General features: G+C 64.4%; 21 protein-coding genes, 1 tRNA gene and 2 riboswitches. Of the genes, 6 read left to right on the top strand and 16 right to left on the bottom strand.

Annotated elements, in window-relative coordinates; genetic code table 11:
* The first annotated feature begins 100 nt into the window (after nucleotides 1-100).
* Nucleotides 101-2146, top strand: a complete 2046-nt coding sequence (locus tag Q0030_RS26020) for a nitrate- and nitrite sensing domain-containing protein (RefSeq protein ID WP_298373374.1) — start codon at nucleotides 101-103, stop codon at nucleotides 2144-2146.
* Here Q0030_RS26020 and Q0030_RS26015 read toward each other — a convergent pair whose 3' ends face one another.
* The 11 genes from Q0030_RS26015 to Q0030_RS25965 all read right to left on the bottom strand — a co-directional run bounded on the left by Q0030_RS26015 (nucleotide 2147) and on the right by Q0030_RS25965 (nucleotide 16406).
* Entirely contained in the window at nucleotides 2147-2824 is a 678-nt protein-coding gene (locus Q0030_RS26015; protein ID WP_298373372.1) for an alpha/beta fold hydrolase, read from the bottom strand.
* The gene (locus tag Q0030_RS26010; protein ID WP_298373370.1) at nucleotides 2821-3711 is read right to left on the bottom strand and encodes a crotonase/enoyl-CoA hydratase family protein; all 891 of its coding nucleotides are present in this window, start codon (nucleotides 3709-3711) and stop codon (nucleotides 2821-2823) included. The genes Q0030_RS26015 and Q0030_RS26010 overlap by 4 nt, the downstream gene beginning before the upstream one ends.
* 135 nt (nucleotides 3712-3846) lie before the next feature.
* Nucleotides 3847-5265 carry an amidase gene (locus Q0030_RS26005; protein WP_298373368.1) on the bottom strand — a complete coding sequence of 473 codons (1419 nt, stop codon included), beginning with the start codon at nucleotides 5263-5265 and terminating at the stop codon, nucleotides 3847-3849.
* On the bottom strand, nucleotides 5258-6430 hold the full coding sequence (locus Q0030_RS26000) for a M20 aminoacylase family protein (RefSeq protein WP_298373366.1): 1173 nt from the start codon (nucleotides 6428-6430) through the stop codon (nucleotides 5258-5260). The genes Q0030_RS26005 and Q0030_RS26000 overlap by 8 nt, the downstream gene beginning before the upstream one ends.
* 7 nt (nucleotides 6431-6437) lie before the next feature.
* Nucleotides 6438-7958 (bottom strand): M81 family metallopeptidase, encoded by a 1521-nt coding sequence (locus Q0030_RS25995; protein ID WP_298373364.1) that lies wholly within the window; start codon nucleotides 7956-7958, stop codon nucleotides 6438-6440.
* Between the two features lie 287 nt (nucleotides 7959-8245).
* The gene (locus tag Q0030_RS25990) at nucleotides 8246-9895 is read right to left on the bottom strand and encodes an ABC transporter ATP-binding protein (RefSeq protein WP_298373362.1); all 1650 of its coding nucleotides are present in this window, start codon (nucleotides 9893-9895) and stop codon (nucleotides 8246-8248) included.
* A gap of 150 nt (nucleotides 9896-10045) precedes the next feature.
* Nucleotides 10046-10933, bottom strand: coding sequence for an ABC transporter permease (locus tag Q0030_RS25985; RefSeq protein WP_298373360.1), 888 nt, complete (start codon nucleotides 10931-10933; stop codon nucleotides 10046-10048).
* 3 nt (nucleotides 10934-10936) lie between these two features.
* Complete coding sequence (locus tag Q0030_RS25980) at nucleotides 10937-11878, bottom strand: ABC transporter permease (RefSeq protein ID WP_298373358.1); 942 nt, start codon at nucleotides 11876-11878, stop codon at nucleotides 10937-10939.
* Nucleotides 11879-12141: 263 nt separating this feature from the next.
* On the bottom strand, nucleotides 12142-13458 hold the full coding sequence (locus Q0030_RS25975; RefSeq protein ID WP_298373357.1) for an ArgE/DapE family deacylase: 1317 nt from the start codon (nucleotides 13456-13458) through the stop codon (nucleotides 12142-12144).
* Between the two features lie 126 nt (nucleotides 13459-13584).
* Entirely contained in the window at nucleotides 13585-14892 is a 1308-nt protein-coding gene (locus tag Q0030_RS25970; protein WP_298373356.1) for a D-amino acid dehydrogenase, read from the bottom strand.
* 68 nt (nucleotides 14893-14960) lie between these two features.
* A riboswitch (glycine riboswitch) is annotated at nucleotides 14961-15075 on the bottom strand.
* Nucleotides 15076-15078: 3 nt separating this feature from the next.
* A riboswitch (glycine riboswitch) is annotated at nucleotides 15079-15184 on the bottom strand.
* A 91-nt stretch (nucleotides 15185-15275) separates the two neighbouring features.
* Complete coding sequence (locus Q0030_RS25965) at nucleotides 15276-16406, bottom strand: M20/M25/M40 family metallo-hydrolase (protein ID WP_298373354.1); 1131 nt, start codon at nucleotides 16404-16406, stop codon at nucleotides 15276-15278.
* 269 nt (nucleotides 16407-16675) lie between these two features.
* On the opposite strand from Q0030_RS25965, the gene Q0030_RS25960 reads away from it, so the two are divergent.
* Nucleotides 16676-18295: an ABC transporter substrate-binding protein gene (locus Q0030_RS25960; protein ID WP_298373352.1), complete on the top strand. Its 1620-nt coding sequence runs from the start codon at nucleotides 16676-16678 to the stop codon at nucleotides 18293-18295.
* A gap of 82 nt (nucleotides 18296-18377) precedes the next feature.
* On the opposite strand, the gene Q0030_RS25955 is transcribed toward Q0030_RS25960, so the two are convergent.
* Nucleotides 18378-18698 carry a hypothetical protein gene (locus tag Q0030_RS25955; RefSeq protein WP_298373350.1) on the bottom strand — a complete coding sequence of 107 codons (321 nt, stop codon included), beginning with the start codon at nucleotides 18696-18698 and terminating at the stop codon, nucleotides 18378-18380.
* A 274-nt stretch (nucleotides 18699-18972) separates the two neighbouring features.
* Between Q0030_RS25955 and Q0030_RS25950 the strand changes: the two genes are divergently transcribed.
* On the top strand, nucleotides 18973-19260 hold the full coding sequence (locus Q0030_RS25950; RefSeq protein ID WP_298373348.1) for a PilZ domain-containing protein: 288 nt from the start codon (nucleotides 18973-18975) through the stop codon (nucleotides 19258-19260).
* Between the two features lie 124 nt (nucleotides 19261-19384).
* A complete protein-coding gene (locus tag Q0030_RS25945; protein WP_298373347.1) occupies nucleotides 19385-21283 on the top strand; it encodes a phospholipase D-like domain-containing protein in 1899 nt (632 codons plus the stop codon).
* Nucleotides 21284-21302: 19 nt separating this feature from the next.
* Here the strand turns inward: Q0030_RS25945 and Q0030_RS25940 are convergent.
* Both Q0030_RS25940 and Q0030_RS25935 read right to left on the bottom strand, forming a co-directional pair.
* Nucleotides 21303-21389: transfer RNA gene (locus tag Q0030_RS25940), tRNA-Leu, on the bottom strand.
* 165 nt (nucleotides 21390-21554) lie between these two features.
* Entirely contained in the window at nucleotides 21555-22001 is a 447-nt protein-coding gene (locus tag Q0030_RS25935; protein WP_298373457.1) for a MarR family transcriptional regulator, read from the bottom strand.
* A 206-nt stretch (nucleotides 22002-22207) separates the two neighbouring features.
* Between Q0030_RS25935 and Q0030_RS25930 the strand changes: the two genes are divergently transcribed.
* Nucleotides 22208-22930 carry an alpha/beta hydrolase gene (locus Q0030_RS25930; RefSeq protein ID WP_298373455.1) on the top strand — a complete coding sequence of 241 codons (723 nt, stop codon included), beginning with the start codon at nucleotides 22208-22210 and terminating at the stop codon, nucleotides 22928-22930.
* 586 nt (nucleotides 22931-23516) lie between these two features.
* Entirely contained in the window at nucleotides 23517-23951 is a 435-nt protein-coding gene (locus Q0030_RS25925; RefSeq protein WP_298373346.1) for a twin-arginine translocation pathway signal, read from the top strand.
* Nucleotides 23952-24003: 52 nt separating this feature from the next.
* Here Q0030_RS25925 and Q0030_RS25920 read toward each other — a convergent pair whose 3' ends face one another.
* Together Q0030_RS25920 and Q0030_RS25915 are read right to left on the bottom strand one after the other, a co-directional pair.
* Nucleotides 24004-25206 (bottom strand): FAD-dependent monooxygenase, encoded by a 1203-nt coding sequence (locus Q0030_RS25920; RefSeq protein WP_298373344.1) that lies wholly within the window; start codon nucleotides 25204-25206, stop codon nucleotides 24004-24006.
* A gap of 7 nt (nucleotides 25207-25213) precedes the next feature.
* Nucleotides 25214-25459, bottom strand: coding sequence for a zinc-finger domain-containing protein (locus Q0030_RS25915; protein ID WP_298373342.1), 246 nt, complete (start codon nucleotides 25457-25459; stop codon nucleotides 25214-25216).
* Nucleotides 25460-25635: the final 176 nt, after the last annotated feature.

Raw genomic sequence — 25635 nt, 5'->3', positions numbered from 1 at the left:
TGCACCTGTTCTGCGCAGCGCCTGCCCAAAACTTCAGCGGCGCTGCCGCAGGGCTTTTTTACCAATCGAATGTAGGCATGATCCAACCCGGGGTTGAGTCATGTTGAAGAACACCAGGATACTTTATCGCATTGCTTTTTCCGCCTTGCTGCCGCTGATCGCGTTCGCGGCGCTGGCGATCTACGACATCTCGACGAAATGGTCGGTTCGCTCTGACATCGCCCGCATGCAGCCGATTGCCGAGGGTGTCGGAAAGCTCAGCCGGCTGGTGCATGAGTTGCAGCGCGAGCGCGGACTGTCGTCGGCCTATCTCGGCAGCAAGGGCGCGCAGATGCGAACCGAGCTCAGCGAGCAGCGCAAGCGCACCGAAGCCGAGCGGTCGGTCGCCATGTCTGCGCTCGCGGAGCTGAAGCAGTCGGGAACCGCGGAACTCGCCGCCGTCGCGCAAGCTGCCCAGGACGGTCTCGGTCAGCTCGACCAGCGCCGCGCCGACATCGATGGGCTTGCGGTCACGCCGCCGGCGGCCGTCGGCTATCTCACCGATACGATCGGCCGGCTGATGACGGTCATCACTGGCATCGCGAAGCTCAGCAGCGACGACGAGATTTCGAAATCCATTGCCGCCTACGCCAATTTGATCGAGGGCAAGGAGCGCGCCGGGCAGGAGCGCGCGACCGTCGCCGGCGGCATCGCGGCGGGCCGCTTCGACCCGCAGCTCTATGTCCGCGCGGTGGGCCTCGCGGCCGCCCAGGAGAGCTTCTTCAGCGCGTTCCGCGCGGCAGCATCGCGTGAGGCACGTGAGCTGTTCGCCCGCACGATGTCGGGCGGCGCCATTGATACCTTCAACGCCATGCGCAAGACGGTGGAGCAGGGCGGGCTCGCCGGTGACTTCAAGTCGCTCGACAGCAAGTCCTGGTTCGACGCCGCGACTGTCCGGATCGACATGCTCAAGACGGTTGAGGACGGCCTTGCCGCTGAATTGTCGCGCCTGATGGCCGACAAGAAGGCAGAGGCGACCGTGAGTCTCGGTGTTGTCGCCGGCATCATGCTGTTGGCACTGCTCGCGGGGACGCTTGCGGTGCTGGCGATGGCGCGCAGCATCACGATGCCGATCAACACGCTGGTCTCGAACATGACCGGGCTGGCGGAGGGACATCTCGGTCTCGAGGTGGGCGCCACCGATCGCGGCGACGAGATCGGCGTGATGGCGCGGACGGTGCAATTCTTCAAGGAAAGCATGATCCGCTCGGCCGAGCTTGCTGCGAGGGATAGCGAGGCCGTCAACCAGCGCGCTGCCCGCGCCGCGCGCGTCGGCGACCTCACCAACCGGTTCCACGACGACATCGGTGCGGTCATCGAGGCCGTGATATTGGCATCGGCACAGCTCGAAGCGACGGCCGCGCTGATGACGAAGAGCGCCGGCAAGACCAGCGAACAGGCTGTGAATGTCGCCGAAGCGACGCGGGCGGCGTCCAGCAACATGCAGACGGTGGCCGCCGCGACCGAGGAATTATCGGGCTCGGTCGGCGAGATCGGACGTCAGGTGACGCAGTCGGCGCAGATCGCGCAGCGGGCGGCGGCCGACGGGCGGCGCACCAATGAGACGGTGCAGGGGCTCTCCGCCGCCGCGGAGAAGATCGGCGATGTCGTCAAGCTGATCAGCGAGATCGCGAGCCAGACCAATTTGCTGGCGCTCAATGCCACGATCGAGGCGGCGCGCGCCGGCGACGCGGGCCGTGGCTTTGCCGTGGTCGCCGCCGAGGTGAAGACGCTTGCCGAACAGACCGCCAAGGCGACCGATGATATCCGGACGCAGATCGGCGCCATCCAGGCGACGTCAGGCGACGTCGTGACCGCGATCCGCGGCATGACCGTCACGATCGACGAAATCAACGAGATCGCCTCGTCGATCGCCAGCGCCGTCGAGCAGCAGGGCGCGGCGACCCAGGAGATCGCGCGCAATGTCCAGCACGCTGCAAAAGGGACCGGCGATATCTCGGCCAATATCGGTGCGGTCACCGGGGCGGCGGAGGAATCCGGGGCGGCCGCCGGCGAGGTGCTCGGCGCTTCGGAAGAGCTGTCGCGCCAGTCGGAACGCATGCGCAGCCAGGTCGAAAGCTTCATCGGCAGCATCAAGGCCGCCTGATCAGCGCATCCTTGCGAATTGCCCATCGCGGAGGAATGCGATGGTCTGCACGATCGCATCCCGGTTGCGCACGAGCCAGGGATGCGAGGTGCGGATCACGATGTGATCGGCCATGCCGTCGAGCCTGGTGTTGGCAACCGACACCCGGCCGTCATGCGGCCGCGGCAGTCCCATCGACGTGATCGGATAGACCGAGCGGTTGCCAGCGACAATGCCGGCACAATAGTCGATCGCCGGCAGCAGCGCGCTGGTCGCGGCATCGCGGCGGGTGACGAGCTGCTGGCCGGCCGGGCCGAAGAAGGCGCGATAGGCGGCGAGGTGCTTCAGGCGGTCGGCGATCTCGCTGCCGCCGTTCGGCGTGCCCAGCATCACGACGCGGCCGAGCCGCGCGGGGCGATGTCGTGCGAGGTAGACGCGGGCCAGCAGGCCGCCCATCGAATGGCAGACGAAATGCACGGAGCCGTCGAGGCTCTGCGCGAATCGATCGAGCGAAGGGTGGATGTCTTCGGCCAGCGCATCGAGCCCTTTGCGCCGGCTGTCATAGTCGAGATTGAGCGTGGTAAAACCGGCATCCCTGAGCGCCAGCTCCATCCTGCGAAACGAGCGCGCCGTCCTGCTGATGCCATGCAGCAGGACGACGCCGTCAGGTGTGGACGCCGCGGGACGCCGTTCGCTCACTTATAGTCGCGCTCTTGCCACCAGGGGAAATAGTCGGGCATGTCCGACGACACCTTGTTCTTGAACTGCGCGGGACGCTTTTCCAGGAACGACACCACGCCTTCCTTGACGTCCTCGGAGCGGCCGCGGGCATAGATGCCGCGGCTGTCGACCTTGTGCGCCTCCATCGGATCGTCGGCGCCCATCATGCGCCACATCATCTGGCGGATCAGCGCCACCGACACCGGCGCGGTCTTGGCCGCGAATTCCTTGGCGAGCGCACGCGCGGTCGGCAGCAGATCCTGCGGCGGCACCACCTTGCTGACGAGCCGGCCGGCGAGCGCTTCCTGTGCCGGGAAGACGCGGCCTGAGTAGCACCATTCCAGCGCCTGCGAGATGCCGACGATGCGCGGCAGGAACCAGCTGGAGGCGGCTTCCGGCACGATGCCGCGCTGGGAGAACACGAAGCCGAAGCGCGCCGCTTCGGAGGCGATGCGGATATCCATCGCAAGCTGCATGGTGACGCCGATGCCGACCGCGGGACCGTTCACCGCGGCGATCACAGGCTTCAGGCACTTGAAGATGCGCAGCGTCACCTGACCGCCGCCGTCGCGCACCTGCGGATCGCTGTAGTCGACGCTGCCGTCGGCATTGCGCTTGACCGGACCGCGCCGCGCATCGCGGTCGAAAGTGTTGGCGCCGGAGGAGAGGTCGGCGCCGGCGCAGAAGCCGCGGCCTTCGCCGGTCACGATGATGGCCCTGACGTCGTCGTCCTTGTCGGCTTTGTCGAACGCGTCGATCAGCTCCTGCTGCATCGTGGCGTTGAAGGCGTTGAGCTTGTCGGGCCGGTTCAGCGTGATGGTCAGGATCTGCTCGGCGACCTCGTACTTGATTGTCTCATACGCCATGGGGATGATTTCCTCTCGGTTTTCTTGAATGAACGGCGCTGGCGCGCGTCTCCATTCAGTTAACCCGGCAATCATCCCTTGTGAAGAAGAGGGATGCGCGGTCTGGTTCCGCGCATCCTGACTTGTGTTGAGGCGCTACCTCTTCGGCGGCGTGGGCCACGGCTTCTGCGGGCCGCGCAGGCCTTCGAACGCCTTGCCCATGCCGAGCACGCCGATGTCGTCGAAGCGGCGGCCGATGATCTGGACGCCGATCGGAAAGCCCTTCTTGTCGTAGCCGCCGTTGATCGACAGCGCCGGGTTCTCCGACATATTCCACGGCACGGTAAAGCAGATGTGCTCGAACGGCTTTGCGGGGTCGTTGAGTGGTGCGGCGAACTCCGCCGGGAAGTTCACGACCGGCGACACCGGCGAGATCACATAGTCGACCTCGCAGAACAGCTTTGCCGCGGCCGCGCGGATGCCCATCGTCTGGTTGAAGCCGCGCACCACGTCGACGCCGGAGAGCTTCGCGCCGGCCTCGGCCCAGTTGAGGATGTAGGGCAGGGTCTTGCCGCGGTCGGCCTGCGACAGCTTCGACAGCTCGTCCCAGGTCCGCGCACGCCAGAAATCGTCGAGCCCCTCGAGCATCTCAGGCGTCAGGATGCCGTCGATCTCGGTGATAACGGCGCCGGCGGACTCGAACGCCTTCGCGGCCTTGACGACCACCTCGCGAACGTCCTTCTCGACCTTCTGGCCGGATCCGGCATCGAGCATCAGCCCGATGCGCAGCTTGCGCGGCGATTTCTCCAGCGCCTTCCAGTTCACCTCGAGCGCCGGCAGGCTCATGCCGTCGCGGCGATCGGGGCGCGACAATACGCTCATCATCAGCGCGGCATCGTCCACGGTGCGGGTCATCGGACCGGCGACGCGGCCGACATAGGGCGGGTCGATCGGCACGCGGCCGAGGCTTGGCTTGAGGGCGACGAGGCCGCACCAGGAGGCCGGCAGCCGCACCGAGCCGCCGATGTCGGTGCCGAGATGCAGCGGGCCGTAGCCGGCAGCACCGGCCGCACCCGCGCCTGCGCTCGAGCCGCCCGGGTTCTTGCTGACATCCCAGGGATTGCGGGTGAGGGGATGGAAAGACGACAGCCCCGACGACAGCATGCCGTAATCCGGCATCGTGGTCTTGGAGAAGATCACACAGCCGGCCTCGCGCAGCCGCGCAGCGGGCGGCGCGTCCTTTTCTGCGGGCACGAGCTTGACGCTCGCCGTACCCAGCGGCACCGGCTGGCCCTTGGTCGTGACGTTGTCCTTGATGGTGACGGGAACGCCGTCGAGCGTGCCGACCGGCTCGCTCTGCTGCCAACGCTCGGTCGCAGCCTTCGCGACCTTTCGCGCGCCTTCGGGGTCGTACAGATACAGTGCCTTGATGTGCGGCTCCCAGGTCGCGACCTGGGAGATGATTTCCTCGAGCACCTCGGACGGCGAGAACTGCTTTGCACGGTAGCCGGCGAGCAGGTCGACGGCCGAGAGATCGTGCAGCGACGTGATGGCGTCCCCTTTCGGCTTATGCATGCGCACCTGCCGGCATGCGTTTCTCGATGATGCGGGCGAACATGCTTGCGCCGATCGGCAGGATCTTGTCGTCGAGAACGTAACCGGGATTGTGCACGGGCACCGAACCGTCATGGCCGACCCAGAAATACGCGCCGGGAATGGCCTGCATCATGTCGGCGAAGTCTTCGCTGCCCATCTTGGGCGTCGAGCGGGTGATGACCTTGGCCGGATCGACCACGGTGCGCGCGACTTCCTCGACGACGCGGGACTGCTCTTCCTGATTCACCAATACGCTGAAGCCGTCGCGGATCTCGACCGAGATTTCGGCGCCATATGCCACCGCAAAGCCGGCGGCGATTTCGCGCATGCGCTTGCGGATCAGCTCACGGATCTCGTCGGAGAAGCAGCGCACCGTACCGCACATCCAGGCTTCGCCGGGAATGACGTTATACGCCGACCCGGAATGGATCTGCGTGATCGACAGCACCGCAGCCTGCAGCGGATCGACATTGCGGCTGACGATCGACTGCAACGCTTGTCCGAGCGTCATTGCGATCACGACCGCGTCCTTGGAGCGCTCCGGCATCGCGCCATGCGCGCCGTAGCCCTGGATCCTGATGTCGAAGAAGTCGGCTGCGGCCATTGCCGGGCCCGGCAGGATCGCGATCTCGCCATGGTTGAGGTCGGGCGCGTTGTGCAGGCCATAGACCTCGTCGCAGGGGAACTGCTTGAACAAGCCGTCCTTGATCATGGCGCGGGCGCCGCCGAGGCCTTCCTCGGCCGGCTGGAAGATGAAATGCACGGTGCCGTCGAAATTGCGGGTCTCGGCGAGATAGCGCGCCGAGCCGAGCAGCATCGTGGTGTGGCCGTCATGGCCGCAGCCGTGGAAGCGGCCGGGGATGGTGGAGCGCCACTTCAGATTGGTGTTCTCCTCCATCGGCAGCGCGTCCATGTCGGCGCGCAGGCCGATCTTCTTGGTGCTGTTGCCCTTGCCCTTGAGCACGCCGACCACGCCGGTGCCGCCGAGGCCGCGATGCACCTCGATGCCCCAGCTCGTGAGCTTGTCGGCGACGATGCCTGACGTGCGGACCTCCTCGAAGCCGATTTCGGGATGCGCATGCAGATCCCGTCTGATGGCGGTGAGTTCGTCGGCAAAACTGTCGATGCGCTCAATGGTCGGCATGGTCTCTCTATCCGTTTGTGCGTGATGGGGAGGAGGGGGTGAAAGTGGGGCCGTTAGGCTTGATACGAATGCCGGGGCGCAAATGTTTCCACGGCAGTGTGGCGGTATCGGCCGGCATTGCGCCGGGCGCGGCGCAGATCAGCAGTTTCTCGGCGATTGGCTCGAAATCGGCGCGGAAATGCACCGAGCTCTTGTTGACCAGGATCTTCTGCGCGGTCGGCTCGATGCCGACATAGCGGTACATCGACTGGTCGGCAAGCTGGGCCTTGTAGGAGCCGACGACGACGCGGACGTCGCCGACCCGCAGGCAGGCTGAGGGGCCCATATCCATGTCGCGGCCGCCGAAATACGGGCCGGGTGCCACGAACTTGCCGTCTGAGAGCTGTTCGACCACGAAAGTCTCCCGGTACGGCGCGTCGCCGGGAATGCCGGACTTGCCGCCGAGCTCGAGCGTGACGATGGCGCCGACGCCGGCCGTATGCGCGGCCTTCGCCGCCTGCGGGTCGTAGATCACGCCGGTTGCGGCACTCGCTCTGTTGCGCACCAGCGCACGCAGCATGCCTGTGGTGTCGGAATCGCCGCCGGCGCCGGGATTGTCCTGGGTGTCGGCGATGATGATCGGCTTGCTCGCCGACTTCGCCAGTTGCATCGCCAGCTGCACGCCTTCGTCGGGCGCATAGATCCGGCCGTCGAAATCGTCCTCATGGCTCTCGACCAGGGCGACGACCTTGTCGGCGGCCGCATCTGCATCGGCCTGCGTCCGGCCATAGGCGAACACGCTCGGCCCGCAATCCCTGAAATCAGCCGCCGGAAAGCCCGGTGCAAACGACAACGTCGGCACGGCGTCGCTCTCGAGGGCGGCGAGCTTTTGATAGATGCCCTTGGTGGGCTGGTCGTTGGTGCATTGCCAGCTGATCGGGATCAGGAACGGCAATTGCCGGAATGCCTTGGCAAACCGTTGCCCGGACTTGAGCATCAGCGCCAGATGCTTGGCGCAGGCGCGACCGGTGTCGGCCATGTCGACATGCGGATAGGTGCGGTAGGCGATCAGCGCATCGGCGTGCTCGATCATCTTGGGCGAGACGTTCGCATGCAAATCGAGGCTCACCACCAGCGGCACGTCGCTGCCGATAGCCTTGCGCACGCGGGCGAGGGTTTCGCCTTCACCGTCGTCATAATGCTCGGTGACCATGGCGCCATGCAGGTCGAGATAGACGGCATCGATCGGGCCGGCCGCGACAATGCCGTCGACCATTTCCGTCACGATCCGCTCGAACGCATCCTTGCTCACATGCGCCGACGGGCTCGCCGCGGCGAAAATCGTCGGCACCAGCTCCCAGCCGTTGGCTTCCGCGGCCTCGACAAACCCGGCGAGGCCGACATTGATCCTGCGCATGACCTTGAGCACCTCGGTGCCATGCGTCATCGACGGCCAGCCGCCGCCGTGCACGAAGTCGTCATAGGTTGCCTTCGTCGGTGCGAAGGTGTTGGTCTCGTGCAGGAAGCCGCCAACGGCAATGCGGGTCATCAAGTTGGTCTCGATACGTTTCTTCGATCATGATGCGATCGGAACGGTTCGCGCCACGATCTCGTTTCGTTGGTTTGAGCGCGATCTTTCGGGGAGGCCGGCGTCCACCTTCCGGGTCATGCTCTAGCGCGCGACGTTAAGCGTGTCGTCGCGCCAAGCGCAAGCCGTCGAGCACTTCCGGATTTGCATGCCCTATGGGCGTAAAGGCCCAAGGCAGACCAAAGCCTGCGATCAAGGCCGAGACCAAGGCAATAACCAAGTCAGAGGCTGAGACTACGGCTAAAGGCTTAGGCCGTTGCCACAATGCCTTCCGAAACAGGGCGGAAATTCGCAAAATCCCAGCCGCGCCCAGGCGCAGCCTCGAGCAGCGCGCGGGTGTAGGCCTGCTGCGGATTGGTCAGCACCTCGGCCGCCGGTCCCTGTTCCACGACGCGGCCATGTTGCATCACGGCGACGTCGTCGCAGATTTGTGCGGCGACGCGCAAATCATGCGTGATGAACAACAGCGCGATGCCCAGCCGCCGCTGGATTTCGTCGAGCAGATTGAGAACCTGCGCCTGCACCGAGACGTCGAGCGCGGACACCGCCTCATCCGCTACCAGCACGTCGGGATCGAGTGCAAGCGCGCGCGCGATCGCGATACGCTGGCGCTGACCGCCGGAGAACTGGTGCGGATAGCGCGAGATGGCGTCGGGCGGCAGATGGACGAGCTCGAGCAGCTCGCGAGCCCGCGCCAGCGCATCCTTGCGCGGCATGCCGTAATTGATCGGGCCTTCCGCGATGCTCTCGCCAACGGTGACGCGCGGATTGAGCGAGCGGTAGGGGTCCTGGAAGATGATCTGGATCTTCTGGCGATGCGGCTGCAACAGCCGGCGCGACAGGTCGGAGATCTCGCGGCCGGCGAGCCGCACCCCGCCCGAGGTCGGATCGATCAGGCGGACGATGCAGCGTGCCACCGTCGACTTGCCGGAGCCACTTTCGCCGACGATGCCGAGCGTGCGGCCCTTGCGCAGGGTGAGGGTGACGTTGCTGGCGGCGGCGACTTCGCGGGCTTTGCCGTATAGCGACCGCTCCCGGTAGATCTTGCTGAGCTCGTTGGCTTCCAGCACCACGGGCTCGGTGGTGTCCGGACGCGGCGCGCGCGGCACGAGGCTCGGCACCGCGGACAGCAGGTTGCGCGTGTACTCCATCGTCGGCTTGCGCAGCACGTCCTGCAGCGGGCCGGTTTCGACGAGGCGGCCGTGCCGCATCACCGCGACGCGGTCGGCGATCTCGGCCACCACGCCCATGTCGTGGGTGATGAACAGGACAGCGGTGCCGTGATCGCGTTGCAGGTCGCGGATCAGGGTAAGGATCTGCTTCTGGGTGGTGACGTCGAGCGCGGTGGTCGGCTCGTCCGCGATCAACAGCTTCGGTTCCAGCACCAGCGCCATCGCGATCATGATGCGCTGGCGCTGCCCACCCGAGAGGCGGTGCGGGTAGGAGGAGAAGATGCGCTCGACATCCGGCAGCCGCACATGCTGCATCATCGCCAGGATCTTCTGACGCCGCGCGCGGGAGTCGAGATCGGTATGGGCGCGCAGCACCTCGTCGATCTGGCGGCCGACCGGCACCACCGGATTGAGCGCGGTCATCGGCTCCTGGAAGATCATCGCCATCCGCGTCGCGCGCAATTGCCGCAGGCGCCGATCGGTCGCGGTGAGCAGTTCCTCGCCGACCAGTTTGACGCTGCCGCCGGACGGCACCAGCGTGCCCTTCTGCTGCAGGCCCATCACGGTCAAAGAGGTCACCGACTTGCCGGAGCCGCTTTCGCCGACGAGGCAGAGCGTCTCGCCCTCGCGCACCTGCAACGAGAGGTCGTCGATGATGCGGTGCGCGTCCGTCTTGCGGCCGAGACCGACGACGAGATTGTTGATGTCGAGGACGACGTTGGTCATGTCAGGGTCTTTCAGCGTCATTGCGAGATGTATCGCGGCAGAGACTATGCACTGTCATTCCGGGATGGTGCGCAAGCACCAGACCCGGAATCTCGAGATCCCGGGTTCGCTGCGCGCCCCGGGATGATGGCCTCGATTGCATCGAAGCCATCACTTGCCCTCACGCTGTTTCATGCGGGGATCGAGCGCGTCGCGCGCGGCGTCGCCGATCAGGTTGACGCTGAGAATGGCGATCGAGAGCAGCAGCCCCGGCCAGAAGATCAGCGACGGCTTGACCTGGAAATAGGCGCGGCCCTCGGCCATGATGTTGCCCCAGGTCGGGGTTTCCGGCGAGATGCCGGCGCCGAGGAACGACAGGATCGCCTCGGTCAGGATCGCGGACGCGCAGACGTAAGTACCTTGCACGATCAGCGGCGCGATCGTGTTCGGCATCAGATGCCGCCACATGATCTTCGGCAGGCTGGAGCCGAGCGAGATCGCGGCCTCGACATAGGGCTCCTCGCGCGCGGTCAGCACGACCGAGCGCACCAGCCGCGCCACGCGCGGGATCTCGGGGATGGTGATTGCGATCATCACGGTCCAGATGCTGGCGCCCGACAGCGACACCACGGCGATTGCGAGCAGGATGGCGGGGATCGCCATCAAGCCGTCCATCACGCGCATCATCACCGCATCGACCCAGCGGAAGAAGCCGGCGACGAGGCCGATCAAGAGCCCGATGGCGATCGAGCAGACGGCAGCGCCAAGCCCGATCAGCAGCGAGATCCGTGCGCCATAGATGACGCGCGACAGCAAGTCGCGTCCATAGGCGTCGGTGCCGAGCAGGCATTGCGCGCTTGACGGCTTCAGCCGCTGCGACGGCGTCAGCAGCAGCGGATCGTGCGGCGCCAGCAACGGCGCGAAGATCGCCATCAGGATGATCAGGACGAGGCAGATCGTCGCGACCGCGATGATCGGCGTCGAGGTGAGGAAGCCGAACTTGACGCGGAACGGCCGGGTGACGGGGATAGTGGATTCGGGAAGGGTTTCGATCGCCATTGCTCAGTACCGGATACGAGGATCGAGCAGGGTGTAGGCGAGGTCGATCAAGAGATTGACCGCGACATAGATACCCGATGTCAAAAGGATCATGGCCTGGATCACCGGATAATCGCGCGCCAGCACCGCATCGACGGTGAGGCGGCCGATGCCGGGCAGGTTGAACACGCTCTCGGTGACGACGACGCCCGAGATCAGCAGCGCGAAACCGGAACCGATCACGGTGATGACCGGAACCGCGGCATTGCGCAGCGCATGGCGCAGCAGCACGCCGGTCTCTCCGATGCCCTTGGCACGCGCCGTGCGCACGTAATCCTCACCCAGCACGTCGAGCATCGAGGCCCGCGTCATGCGCGCGATCAGCGCGACATAGATGAAAGAGAGCGTGCAGGTCGGCAGGATGATGCGTTCGAAGAAAGGACCGAAGCCGGCCGAGATGCTCTTGAAGCCCTGTACCGGCACCCAGCGCAGATCGATCGCAAACACCTGGATCAGCACATAGCCGATCACGAACACCGGCACCGAGAAGCCGAGCACCGAAAGCCCCATCACGCAGCGGTCGATCCAGGTGCCGTGCTTCCACGCCGCGATCACGCCGAGCGGCACCGCCACCAGGATCGAGAGGACGATGGTGGCCAGCGCGACCGAAATCGACGGCTCCAGGCGCGGGCCGATCATCTCGAGGATCGGCTTGTTCGAGATCAGGGAGACGCCGAGGTCGCCGTGCAGCAGCTTGGCGACCCAGGTATAGAACTGGATGTAGATCGGCTCGTTGAGACCAAGCGAAGTGCGGATGCGATCGAGCTGCTCGGGCGTCGCATTGTCGCCGGCGAGGATTGCGGCCGGGTCGCCCGGCGTCAGCCGCAGCAACAGGAACACGAACAGGGCCACCACGCCCATCACGGGAACGGCGGCGAGGATGCGGCGGAGGAGATAGCCGATCATCGTTGCTATCTCCTGCCGCCAGATGGTGTGAAGCGAAGGCTGGGCCGCATCATACTCATGGTGTCCCCGTGATGTGTCTCATGCGCTTCTGCGTCTTGTCTCAAAGCCAGAGCGAACGTGATGAATTTGCAGGCAAATACTGTGCCAATGGCGACGGTATATCAAGGCGCGGTTCAGGCCGTTGGACGCCTCCCTTGGTCTGAAGCTGCTATTTCGAATTGCACATGTTGCCATGTGCCACCGACCTGAAACGACAAGTCCATTCACGCTTTCATCACGCCGCACCAGTTGGCGACGAACAATGCGATGCTCTGCGTGGTCCTGCGAAGGCTGTCGAGCTCGACACGTTCGTTGAACGCATGCGGGCCGATACCGTACGGACCATAGCAAAGGGCAGGGATGCCGTAGTCGACGCAATAATAGCGGGTGTCGTTGACGGCCGTAGACAGGCGCTCCTGCATTGGCGCCTGGAAGATGGAATGATGGGCGGCCGACAAAGCTGCTTCCGCTTCGCTGCCGGGCTCGCACACCGCCGCGTCTGCCTGAAAACCACTCCACACCAGCTCGGCCGGATTGTCGGACAGGAAGTCGTCGGCCTTGTGCGCTTCGGTCAGGCATTCCTCGATGCCGCGCATCGCCTGCTGCGGTGTTTCGCCCGGCAAGAGACCAAGCCGGCAATCCAGCTCGCACCAGGCCGCGGTCGAACTGGCCCAATCGCCGCCCTTGATGATCCCGACGTTGAACTTGATCGGATTCTTGACGCTGCGGAACCAGCTGTTGTCGAGCGCCCGGGCATTGAGCGCCTTGGTATAATCCTGAAAGGCGCGCACCAGGTGCATCGCCGACAGGATGGCGCTGGTACCGGCCTCGGAATAGGCGACATGCACCGGCGTGCCGCGGACGCGCAGGCGAAACCAGACGGCGCCGACCTGGGCGCGCGTGAGCGTGTGTCCGGTCGGCTCGGGAATGAGGCAAGCGTCGGCGCGATAGCCGCGCATCAAAGTCGACAGTGCGCCGTTGCCGGTGCTCTCTTCCTCGGTCACGGTCTGCAGATGGACGCGGCCGCCCGGGGCATAGCCGGCATCGCGGATCGCATCGAGCGCGAAGATCATTGCCGAGACACCGGCCTTCATGTCCTGCGCGCCACGCCCGAACATCCAGCCGTCGTGCACGGCGCCCGAGAACGGCGGTTGGTCCCAAAGATCAGCGGGCCCCTCCGGCACCACGTCGATATGACCTTGCAGGATCAGGCTGCGTCCGCTGCCTTTGCTGTTGAGCGTCGCAACGACCTGTTGCGATCCAGCAAGATCGATGCCGTCCATTGGTGCAGCCTTCGGATGGCTCATCAGGTTGACGTCGGCAAGGCTGAACGTATCGACGTCGTAGCGGCGCTTTGCGAATTGCTCGGCCAGCCAATGTTGTTGCGGCGCTTCCTGTCCGCGTAAGCTGCGGAACTGCACCATGCGCGACAGGAACGCGACCTGATCGTCGAAGTTTCGATCGACGGCCGCGCACAGCTCTGCAGCAACCTGATCCGGCTTGGTCAGCGTCTCGCGCGTGCCCGCTACCCCAATGCGCATTGTCCCCTCCCGCGCTGAAGCGCTTTTCCCCATCGTGACGCTAGTCTTTGTCATGCGGTGTTTCTCAGCGAATTCCAACTTGGCCGCACGCAAATACGCACATATTCTTCCTCTTCGGCCGGATAATTAGGGGAAAGCTGCGCGGGCGGTCTCGGTCGCATCGACCTGCGACGGCACCATTGAAGGCGTGTCGAGGTCGCGCCAGTCATCGATCGCCCCTGCGACCATCTGCGCCGTCGCGGCCGACAACGTCCAGCCGAGATGACCGTGGCCGGTGTTGTAGAACACGCCCGGAATCCGTCCGGCGCGCACCACCGGCATCATGTTCGGCATCATCGGGCGCAGGCCCGCCCATGGCACGACTTTCGACGTGTCGACGCCGGGGAAATGCTGCCGCACCCAATCCACCAGCGGCTGGATGCGGTCGGCGCGAATGTCGCGGTTGAAGCCGTTGAACTCGGCCGTGCCGGCGACGCGGAAGCGGTCGGCGCCGAGCCGGCTGGTGACGATCTTCGCGGCTTCATCGAGCAGGCTGACGGTTGGCGCAGCGTCCCGACTTTGCGGCGCATCGAGCTGCACGGTGATCGAATAGCCCTTCACCGGATAGACGTTGACGCGGTCGTTGAGCAGGCCTGCGAAGTGGCGGCTCGCGACGCCTGCGCAAATCACGATGCCGTCCGCCTGCAACTCATGTCGCGTCGCGACCTCAGCATCGTGCGAAGCGGCTTGGTTCCAGGTGATGCGGAAACCGTCATCGCCGCGCGCGATCGCGTCGACGTCGGCTTCGTGGACGAAGCTCGCGCCGCGACGGACGCAGGCGTCGGCGAGGCCGCGCGTGAACTTATGGATATCGCCGGTCGCGTCCGACGGCGTGAAGAATCCGCCATAGCAGGCCGTCTGCAGCGCGGGTTCGATGCTGCGGATTTCGTCCGCCGTCACCGGCCGGCGGTCGAGCCCGCCTTGCTGCAGCAGCGTGTTGACGCGCAGGCCCGCCTCGAAGCCGGCCTTGTCGTGATAGACGTGCAGAATGCCGCGGCGTTCGAGATCGAAGGCGATGTTCTCGCGCTGGGCGATCGAGAACAGATGCTTGCGCGCTTCGATTGCGAGCCGCGTGGTCTCGATGGTGTTGGTGCTATAGCGGCCGATGTGGCCGACGAACTCGCCGATCCAAGAGTATTTGTGCCAGCTCGGCTTCGGATTCATCAGCAGCGGCGCGTCGCTTCTGAGCATCCAGCGCAGTCCCTTGAGAATGGTCGCCGCGCTGTTCCACACCTCCGCGTTGCTGGCGGAAAGCTGTCCGCCGTTGGCGAATGAGGTTTCCATCGCGGCGTAGCGATGTCTGTCGAGGACAGTCACCCGGTAGCCGCGTTCGAGCAGGGCATAGGCCGTCGTCACGCCGGTGATGCCGGCGCCAATGATTGCGATGTGAGGCATGGTGGTCTTCAGGCTCCCGTGGGTTAGAGTCGCCGAACCACCGGTGAAACCGGCAGCTTCGACGCCCCATCTGTCACGGTACCTGAGAGCTTGATCCGCATCGGGCCTCGGCCCAAAAGCAGACTATCCCCTTCGGTGGACGTCATGGCCGTTTCCATTTGGCCATGCCGTCTCTCTCCAGATCGTCCTGACGATACAGTCCTTTTGCCTGAGAGTTTCCGGGGCGGTTGCTCCGTCGGCGCCGAAGCAACAACACCAATGTTGTCGCTTCGATCTCTCCCGCATCGTCGCGTTGGACGGCCGGACCGTAGGCGAAGCCAAAAAATTGGACAAGGCTAAATTTCGATCCGGCAGTGCCAACGTGTTGTGCAGTGCAAATCGAGTTAATCGAGCGTCGCCAGCAGTGCGGCCATCAGGCGGCCGCGCTCGGCGAGGCTCTCGACTTCGATATGTTCGTTGAGCGTATGCGCATCGGCGCCGCGAACGCCGAGGCCGTCGAGGGTCGGGATGCCCATTGCACCGGTGAAGTTGCCGTCCGATCCGCCGCCGGCGCTGCCATGCGGCAGATCGAGGCCCATCGCAGCAGCGAGGCCCTTGGCCTTTTCATAGAGGGCCATCGTGCCGGCATCCGGCTCCCACACCGGGCGCGTGACGCCGCGCGTCACCTTGAAGGTGACGTCGTTGGCGGTGCCCGACAGCGCCAGCATGCGCTCGACGCCGCGGTCGAGATCGGCCTGCCGCTTGGCCATGCTGAGCGCTTCGCCGGTGCAGGTCGTTGCGACGCAATTGACCCATTGGCCGCCATGCACGATGCCGACCGAGAAGGTGCAGTCCTCGGTGGTCATGCCGTCGATGGCAATGATTTGCCGGGCCATTTCGCGGATCGCGGAACGGCCGGAGGACAGCGTCGCACCTGCATGGCTCGGCTTGCCGACAGCTTCCAGATTGAAGCGCGCGATCGCGTAGCGGCCGGTGACGACGCCGTTGTTCGGCCGGCCGGGCTCCGGCACCAGCACGTATTTGTTGCGTGCGGCTTCGGCCTCGATGATGTCGCGCGTCGACGGCGTGCCGACCTCTTCATCGGGCGTGAACAGCACGGTGATCGGCAGCGGTGTCGTGAAGGAGGCGCGCGCCAACTGACGGATCGCCTCGATCGACAGATAGTTTCCGCCCTTCATGTCGAAGATGCCGGGCCCGAAGCACTTGTTGCCTTCGCGCCGCCACGCCAGCTTTTCGATGGTGCCGACCGGGTGCACGGTGTCCAGATGGCCGGCGATGAGGATGCCGGGCTGGCCCTGTTTCGGATGGGGAAAACGGGCGCGGACGCAGCCGGCAAAGCCCTGGCGTCCCGCGATGCGTTCGATCGTCGCGCCCATGATCGCCATCTCGCGCGCGGCGAGGTCGAGCATGCGCTCCACCGCGGCCGCATCCCAGGTCGGGCTCTCGCATTCCACCCAGCTGCGCAGCCCCTGCAGCATCGCTTCGGAATCAAAAGGAAGATTGGCGGGGTTCATGTCTTTTCTCTCTTGTTGTTTGTTCGCGCCGATACGCGTTCGCGTGCCGTACGAAAAGCTCGGAAGACGAGTTTGTAAAGTCAAATGCGCTGAACCTGCCGCTCATTCGTTCGTATACGTTCGATCCTGCCGGAAACCGATTGACGCGCATTGCGCTTGATGCAAGTCTCGATTTCACAAGCCATACAGCATGTTAGTTCGCCTAAATAACGAACCGCATGCATAACGAATAAGCCGGCTTTGACCAGTTACACGTCAGGAGAGATTGCATGTTCCCTATCTCGCGTTGGAAGCACCGCACGCTAGCGGCTGCGTTGACGGCGCTCGCGCTGTCGTTCGCGCCGCAGGAATTGTCCTTTGCGCCGCCGGCCATGGCCGCGGGCAAAACCATCACCGCGGTGATGCATTCGGATCTGCGCGTCATCGATCCGATCCTGACCACCGCCTATATCACGCGAGATCATGGCTACATGGTCTACGACACGCTGGTGGCGACCGACTCCAACTTCAAGATCCAGCCGCAGATGGCGGACTGGAAGGTGTCCGACGACAAGCTCACTTACACGTTCACGCTGCGCGACGGCTTGAAGTGGCATGATGGAACGCCGGTGACCGCCGAAGATTGCGTCGCTTCGCTGAAGCGCTGGGCCAAGGTCGACGGCATGGGCCAGAAGCTGATGGACTTTACGGCGAGCCTAGAGGCGACCGATGCGAAGACGATCACGCTGAAGCTGAAGGAGCCCTACGGCCTGGTGCTGGATTCGATCGGCAAGCCGTCGTCGCGCGTTGCCTTCATGATGCCGAAGCGGCTGGCCGAGACGCCGCCGGACAAGCCGATCCCGGAGCAGATCGGCTCGGGCCCGTTCAAATTCGTTCAGGCCGAATTCCAGCCTGGCGTGAAGGCGGTCTATGTCAAGAACACGGACTACGTGCCGCGCAAGGAGCCGGCGAGCTGGACCGCGGGCGGCAAGGTCGTGAAGGTTGACCGCGTCGAGTGGGTCACGATGGCCGACGCGCAGACTGCGATGAATGCACTGCAGTCCGGCGACATCGATTTCCTGGAGAACCCGTCGTTCGACACGTTGTCGATCCTGGAAGGCGACAAGGACCTGAAGGTCGAGACGCTGAACAAGTTCGGCTTCCAGACGCTCGGCCGCATGAACTTCCTCTATCCGCCGTTCGACAACATCAAGGTTCGCCAAGCGGCGCTGATGGCGATCAACCAGAAGCAGGTGCTCGACGCGCTGGTCGGCAATCCCAAGTATTACAAGACCTGCGTCGCCTTCTTCATCTGCGACACGCCGTTCGCGTCCGAGGTCGGCGGTGAGACCTTGTTGAAGGGTGGCGACATGGCGGCGGCCAAGAAGGCGCTTGCCGAGTCGGGTTATGACGGCACGCCCGTCGTCATCATGGCGCCCGGCGACGTCACGACGCTCAAGGCGCAGCCGGTTGTTGTCGCCCAGCAACTGCGCGACGCCGGCTTCAAGGTCGACCTGCAGGCCACCGACTGGCAGACCGTGGTGACCCGCCGCGCCAGCCAGAAGGCGCCGAAGGATGGCGGCTGGAACATGTTCTTCACCAACTGGGTCAGTGCCGACGTCTCCAACCCGATCTCCAACCTCTCGATTGGCGGCCAGGGCAAGAATGGCGGATGGTTCGGTTGGGCCGACGATCCGAAGATCGAACAGCTGAAGGATGCCTTCGTCCGCGCGCCGTCGCTCGACGAGCAGAAGAAGATCGCGGCCGATATCCAGAAGGAAGCCTACGAGCAGGTCATCTACATTCCTCTCGGTCAGTATCAGGGTCCGAGCGCCTGGCGAAAGTCGCTGAGCGGTGTGCTCGACGGTCCCGCGACCCCGATCTTCTGGAATGTCGACAAGTCCGAGTAGGCTTTAGACTTCACGCGACACTAACGGCCGGGACTTGTCCCGGCCGTTTACGTTTCGCGCAGTCGCTCCGCGAGGGCGGTCGCTAGTTCGCATGGCCTGATTTCGCGTTGCTCGTGCTGGGCAGGCTCGAGAGCTGGGTCTGGCCGACACCGGCACCGTTGATCCAGACCATTGCTCCCGCGGCGAACGCCAGCAATCCGCACGCTACGATCGCGCTGCGAATCCATCGCCGGTAGATCGCGCGCTCGTCGGGCGTCGCATCGAAGAATTTCTGTGCATTGAGCCCGTTGCTGCAATGAGCCGCGTCGTCGCCGTGCTCGAGGACAGAGGCGCCATGATCAGGCGCGGTATTGCCGACAATCTGATTGCGACCGGCAATCCGATTGCGATCCGCAATCGTCATCGCCTATCTCCAACTCATTAATCTCGAAATGCGAGCGCCGCGAAATGTGCGGCCGGAATTTTCCAACGGGTCAAGATTACCACGGTCGGCGATCGCGGCCTGTGAACCGCACCACAGCCGGAAGACACGATGAGGTGATGCGAGCTTCGCGATACCGTGCGTACCTGACCAGCCGGTCGGCACGCCCTGGCATACCAATTCGGCCGTCTTAAGGTTCCCGTTAGTATTGCGTCGTAGTCTGGCCGCCAGTTTGTGTACCTACCGCGACGGGCCCATGGCCGACGACCATAGCAGGCCCGCACCGGCCAGCGCGCAACAGCCAATGCCGACCGAGAAGCGCCGTTCCGGCGCACGCCGCCGCGTCCTCAAGTCGGGAGCGATCGAGTTCGGCAATGAAGTGATCGCCTGCACGGTCCGGAATCTCTCGCCTCAGGGCGCCTGCATCGAAGTCAACTCACCGCTGTGGTTTCCCGACCGCTTCACCCTCGGCGTTGACGGCCAGCGGTGGCCGTCCCGCATCGTATGGAAGAAGCAGAAGCGGCTAGGACTGGCGTTCGATTAGGGCTCGATGCCCGGCGCGCCGCGCCGCGCCGATTTGCAGGAATAGTTGTCGTCTATTTCACAAACTACCCAAGGTTAGCGGAGTATTGTCCGACGGGCCGATACCCAGCCTCGGGGAAATTGCGATGACAATCAATGTCAAGGCTTACGCGAACGCCGATGATATCCTGATCGCCTGGCAGCCCGACACCTGGTCCAACGACTGGGTCGGTTTCCAGCTCGAGCGGCGCAACAACATCACGCAGCAGACGACAGTGCTGTCCAACCGCATTCCGCCGAAGCCCGGCGAGAAGCCGGTGGCGGACGCCGGCATCTCCTCGACGCAATCGCCGTTCCGGCGCTGCATCTGGACCGATCACAGCGTCGTCGACACCGACAATGTCTCGTATCGCGTCACCGCGATGAAGAGCGGCGCGAACGGGACGTTCACGCCGGATGCCGCCTCGGTGTCGGCCTGGACGACGCCGGCCGTCGCTTCGGGCGATGCGGGCGGCGGCTTGTCGGCCTATTTCAACCGCGGCACCCTGATGTCCCAGATCGTCAGTCGCTTCGTGCAGGGGGATACGTCCGACGACTCGCTGCGCAATTTCGTCAAGGGCCTATCCGACCCGGCCAACCAGGCGCGGCGCTACCTTTCAGGCGACGCCCTGCACGAGATCCTGGCCTTCCTGCACGATGCCGATCTCCGCGGCAGCCAGATCCATGCTGCGATCTACGAGATGAATGACGAGGAGCTGGTCGGCGCGCTGAAGCCGTTCGGCAGCCGCGGCAACGTCCTGCTCGGCAATGGCAGTGCGACCAAGCCGAACATCGCGGGCGAACTCAGCAGCGCCGGCCTGACCGTCAAGCATCGCGATCTGTCGAATGCGGGCAGGTCGTCGCCCAGCGTCCACAACAAGTTCGTTGTCGAGAGCGACGCGCATGGCAACGCCATCCGCGTGCTGACCGGCAGCACCAACTGGACCACCACGGGGCTGTGCACGCAGCTCAACAACGTGCTGATCATCGAGAATGCGGTGATCGCCAAGCGCTATCTCGATCAGTGGGGCAAGCTGGTCGCCGCGGGCAACGCCATGCCGCCCGCGCTGAAGACGTCGAATTCCACTCCGACCAGCGACAGCAACATTTCGGTCTACTTCGCTGCGACCAACGGCGAGGCGGAGTTCAAGCCGGTGCTGGACCTGATCAAGAACGCCAAGGACGGCGCGCTGTTTCTGATGTTCATGCCGGGTCAATCGCCGCTGCTGGATGCGCTGCTGGACCGCGCACAGCAGAACGACATCTATGTCCGCGGCGTGGTGTCGACCATGATGCCCAGCAAGAACGGCGACATTGTTTCGGTCGGCGGGCAGGTCGTCAAATCGGGCGCGCCGCAGCAATCCTTTCATGACGACGTCCAGCTGCCGCATGGCGTGAGCGCGACCAATGAGCCCTCATGGGCCGACGTCGAATTCAGCGTCCAGCAGATCCGCAACGCGGGGATGATCGCGATCGTTCACTCCAAGACCATCGTGGTCGATCCGTTCTCCGACAATTGCGCCGTTATCACCGGGTCGCACAATTTCTCGGTCGCCGCCTCGCAGAAGAACGACGAGAATCTCGTGATCGTCAGCGGCAACAAGCAGCTTGCCCAGGCCTATGCGCTGCACATCAACGGCGTCTACGACCACTATTCCTGGCGCGGATATCTCGGCAGCGGCGGCAATCCGGATCAGATCTATTCGCTCGACGGCTGGAAGCCCGGCGGCGGCAAGGAGCAGGAGCTGGATTTCTGGATGGAAGAGCCGGTGCCGCCGCGTCCGACGCGCGGTGGAGGCGGTGGCGGCGCGGCGCAACAGCCCAGCGCGGCTGGTGGGGCTTCGAAGAAGAAAGCGGTCAAGAAGGCGCCCGAGAAAGCTGCGAAGAAATCGGCCAAGAAGTCAGCCAAGAAATCAGCGAAGAAGGCAAAGGCCGCAAAGGCAAAGAAAGCCAAGGCCAGGACGACGAAGAAGGCCAAGGCAAAGAAGGCGAAGGCCAAGAAGTAGCAGCGGTGCGCAACAGGCTTGGTGCGGGCGGTGGGACTCGAACCCACATGACGTTGCCGTCGAGGGATTTTAAGTCCCTTGCGTCTACCAGTTCCGCCACGTCCGCATGATTCTATTGAATTTTCGCAATCTAGACCGAGAAGTTTTCCAAAATCCCTCGGCGGTTTTCCAAATCTGGTTTCGTTCTGTTCCGGACAAAACCCGGCGGGCGCATCTTCTAGCTCTTCGTCGTCAGCCGGGCAAACGCCGGGATAATAGCGCGGCTTGTCCGCTAGCCCCTTCCTGAATTCGTCAACGCGTTGCGAAGCGCCTGGACGCGCTTGTTGAGTGAGATGAGTTCGTCGACCGTCAGGCCGGACCGCTCGAGCAAGGTATCGGTCAGACAGCCGGTGCGCGATTGCATCGCCTTGCCGCTGTCGGTCAGGTGGACTCCGACCTGCCGTTCGTCCTGTTCGCTGCGTCGGCGTACGACAAAGCCGGCGCTTTCGAGTCGCTTGACCAGCGGCGTGATGGTGCTGGGTTCGAGGGCGAGCCGGTCGGCGATTGCGGAAATCATCTGTCCGTCCTTTTCCCAGAGCACGCTGAGAACGAGGTATTGCGGATAGGTGATGCCGAGGCCGTCGAGCAGGGGCTTGTAGGCACGGTTGATCGCAATGGTCGTGCCGTAAAGCGAGAAGCAAAGCTGGCTATCCAGCGGAATTGGTCCCGGATCTGGCATGGGAGGGGCCCTTTCGATGTGATTTGCCCAACATATCACAAAAATAATTATCGCGATAAAAAATATCTGGACAAGCAAATCGAGGTCGACTATACGATAATTATCGCGATAAAGATTATCGCGAAATAAACATCCAGGAGAACTACAATGTCTGTTGTCACTAAATTGCTCGCCGCCGCGCGTCGCTGGGCCTCGCCACCGCCACGATCCCCGCGGCCCAGGCTCAGTCCGTCCCGGTCAAGTCGATCGTCCTCGTCCACGGCGGTTTCGTCGACGGTTCGGGATGGGAAGGCGTCTACAAGATCCTGAAGAGGGACGGCTACAAGGTCAGCATCGTCCAGAACCCGACCGCCTCCCTGGCCGACGACGTTGCCGTCACCAAGCGCGCCATCGCCGCCGCCGACGGCAATGTCATTCTGGTCGGTCATTCCTATGGTGGCGTCGTCGTCACCGAAGCGGGCACCGATCCGAAGGTCGCGGGGCTGGTCTACATCACAGCGTTCGCGCCCGACCAGGGTGAATCGGTCGGCAAGCTGATCGCCAATCCTGCTCCCGGCGCGCCGGTGCCGCCGATCCTGCCGCCGAAGGACGGCTTCCTGTCGCTCGATCACGCGAAGTTCGCCGCCGCGTTCGCGGCCGATGTGAAGCCCGATGTCGCGGCATTCATGGCTGACTCGCAGGTCCCCTGGGGTGTCGCCGCCTTGAATGGCGAGGCGTCCGTGCCGGCCTGGAAGAGCAAGCCGAGCTGGTATCTGGTGGCGACCAACGACAAGATGATCCCGGTCGACGCGCAGCGGATGATGGCCAAGCGCGCCGGTGCCAAGACCGTCGATCAGGCCGGCAGCCACGCCGTGTACGTCTCGAAGCCGGAGGCCGTGGCAAAGGTCATCGAGCAGGCCGCCAAGGGCGTCGGCGACAAGCAGAAGTAACGCAGCCGTCCGTGATCGAGCTCCCCGATCGGGCTCAAGCGATGCCTGTTCAGCGCGTCAAGACCGCGATGAACGCCGAGCGGGAATGATGAGGCCGGCCTGATGGCTGGCCGACCTCAAGCCGCTATTTTCCGTGTGCGTGGATCAGGCTCCCGGTCGCAGTACGACGCAGTTGCGCGATGATCCGATCACGGCGGCGTAGGCCGCCTTCGTCTCAGCGAGCGGGTAGATCGAGGACGGGATGATCGGATAGAGGCGCAGGAAGCCTCCGGCGAAACCTGGCAGCACGCTGCGCAGCAGCTCTGCGCTTTCGATCGTCGAAAACGCAATCGTGTCGATGCCGAGATAAGTGTGCCGTCCGCGATAGAATTCCGCGACCCATCTCGTCGGCGCCTTGGCTTAGCCCCGCGCTGCGCTATCCGCTGCTACCAGGCGCGCTTTTCAAGGGCTTAACCTGCGGCATTCAATTCCATTTGCTTCGGCGGCCGAGCATTGGGATAAGCGGCGCGCCGCCGCGATTGAGCCTCAATCCGGACACCGGCGGCTGCTTTAGGCAATCTCAACCCTGTCGGACTAAGAAAGCTGAATGTCTGTTCGTCTTCCACGCCGCCCAAATCTGTCGCGCGCGGCAGCCATCGTTGCGCTGCTCGCCTCGGCTGCGGGCGTTTCCGGCTGCGCGCAGATCGGCGACAGCGTGCCGTCGGCCTTCGCCGATCCCGCCAAATACGATTTGTATGATTGCAAGCAGCTCGAGACCGAGCGCAAGAATCTCGCAACCCGCGCGACGGATCAGGAAAAGTTGATGGCCAAGGCGGAGACCGGCGTCGGTGGTACCGTGGTCTCCGAGATGGTCTATCGCAATGAGCTGATCTCGATCCACGCCCAGCAGAGGCTGGCGGATCAGGCCTGGCGCGCCAACAAGTGCCATGAGAGCCCGCCGGACACTCCTGCGGCGGCCGCACCTGCGGCGCCTGCGCCGGGTGCAAAGGGCCCGCGCGCGCCGCGAGGCCTCGTTCACTAGGTCAACGTTTCCAGAACAACCGTTGCTGTGTGCGCGCGCCGGCGCGCTCGGCTCAGGCGCGCCAGTCGTAGATCCAGTCCTGCCGCGCCAGCATGCGCTGCGGACCGATGGTGCGGATCGCGAGGTCGCGCGCGATCGCCAGGGGGCCGCTCAAATGATAGATGCGGCCCTGCTGCCGCGCCATCCGCTGCACCTTCAGGACGCGCCCGCGCCGCATCTTGGCGTAGCGCTTCAACGCGGTGGGAATGCCTGCGGTGTTTTCGCCGGTGCAGTCGGCCAGGGCCTTGGCGAGCACGGCCGCATCCTCGATCGCCATGCCGGCGCCTTGCGCGGCAAACGGCAGCATCGCATGCGCGGCGTCGCCGAGCAGCGTCACCGCGCCTTCGCTCCAGCGGCCGATGTCGGGCAGGGTGAACAGCGCCCATTTGCGCCAGCCGTCGACCGCGCCGATCAGCATCCGCGCCGTGGCGGGCCAGCGCGCGGTGGCGAACGCGCCCTTGATCTCGTTGACGTCGCCGGGCGCGCTCCAGCCCGGCCGGTTCCAGGTGCCCGACACGATCGCGACCACGTTGACCTGCCGTCCGGCCGAGATCGGATAGGCCACGAGGTGTGCGTCCGGCCCCATCCACAGCTGTACGCGCGGCGCGGTGTATTCACGCGGCAGGGCGGTCGCGTCCAGCGTGCCGCGCCAGGCGATCAGGCCGGAGAATTGCGGTTGTACATCCGGAAACAAATGTCCGCGGACCGACGACCAGATGCCGTCCGCGCCGATCAGCGCAACCGCCAATTCCTCCTGCCGTGCGTTGCCGCGGCGCTGCACCACCGTCAGCCCCTTGGCGTGCTTGGTCACGTCCTCGAACTGGCAGCCGAGCCGCAGATCGATATCGGGATGGTCGTTGACGGCGGCCTGCAACGCGGCCTGCAGATCGGCGCGGTGGATCACCCAATAGGGGGCACCGGCGCGGAACTCGGCGGCCTGCCCGAGCGGCATCCGCGCGATCTCGCCACCGGCCCGCGCGCTCAGGATGTTGACGGATTCCGGCGTGACCGCACGCCGCGCCAGCGGTTCCTTGAGTCCGAGTCCGACCAGGATGCGGCTGGCATTGGGAGAGAGCTGGATGCCGGCGCCGGCTTCCTCGAGCCGCTCGGCCTTTTCCAGCACGACGACGCGAAAGCCCTGTGCCGCCAGGGTCAGCGACGCCGTCAGTCCTCCGATCCCGGCGCCGGCAACGATGACGGTTCGCGTCAGCGCCACGGAGCGGTCAGGCGACCTTGTCTTTCAGCACGCATTCCGGCGGCCGCGCTTCGCCGGCAGCGAGGTCGGACGCGAAGCGATAGAGCGTCGAGCAATACGGGCAGATGATCTCGCTGTCGTTGCCGAGGTCGAGGAACACGTGCGGATGGTCGAACGGAGGGTTGGCGCCCACGCACATGAACTCCTGCGACCCGATCTCGATCACCGTGACACCGGCATCGTTATGGAAGTGCGGGACGACGTGGTCGGACATATTCTCACCTTGGTGGCAACGATGGGCAGACGCAATCAACAGCATGCGGCATCGCGAAATGCCGCGCACCATACTGGCGGGAACAGTTGATTCCTAGAGCCCCGATGGCTCATTTGCTCATGCAAATTCGACACAATCTTGTCGTCCCAGAGAAGCCCTTCTTTGGTCGGAGCCGT

Origin of the sequence: uncultured Bradyrhizobium sp. (assembly GCF_947648125.1) — a bacterium.
Lineage (GTDB): Bacteria > Pseudomonadota > Alphaproteobacteria > Rhizobiales > Xanthobacteraceae > Bradyrhizobium.
This window is presented reverse-complemented; position numbering and strand designations above follow the sequence as displayed.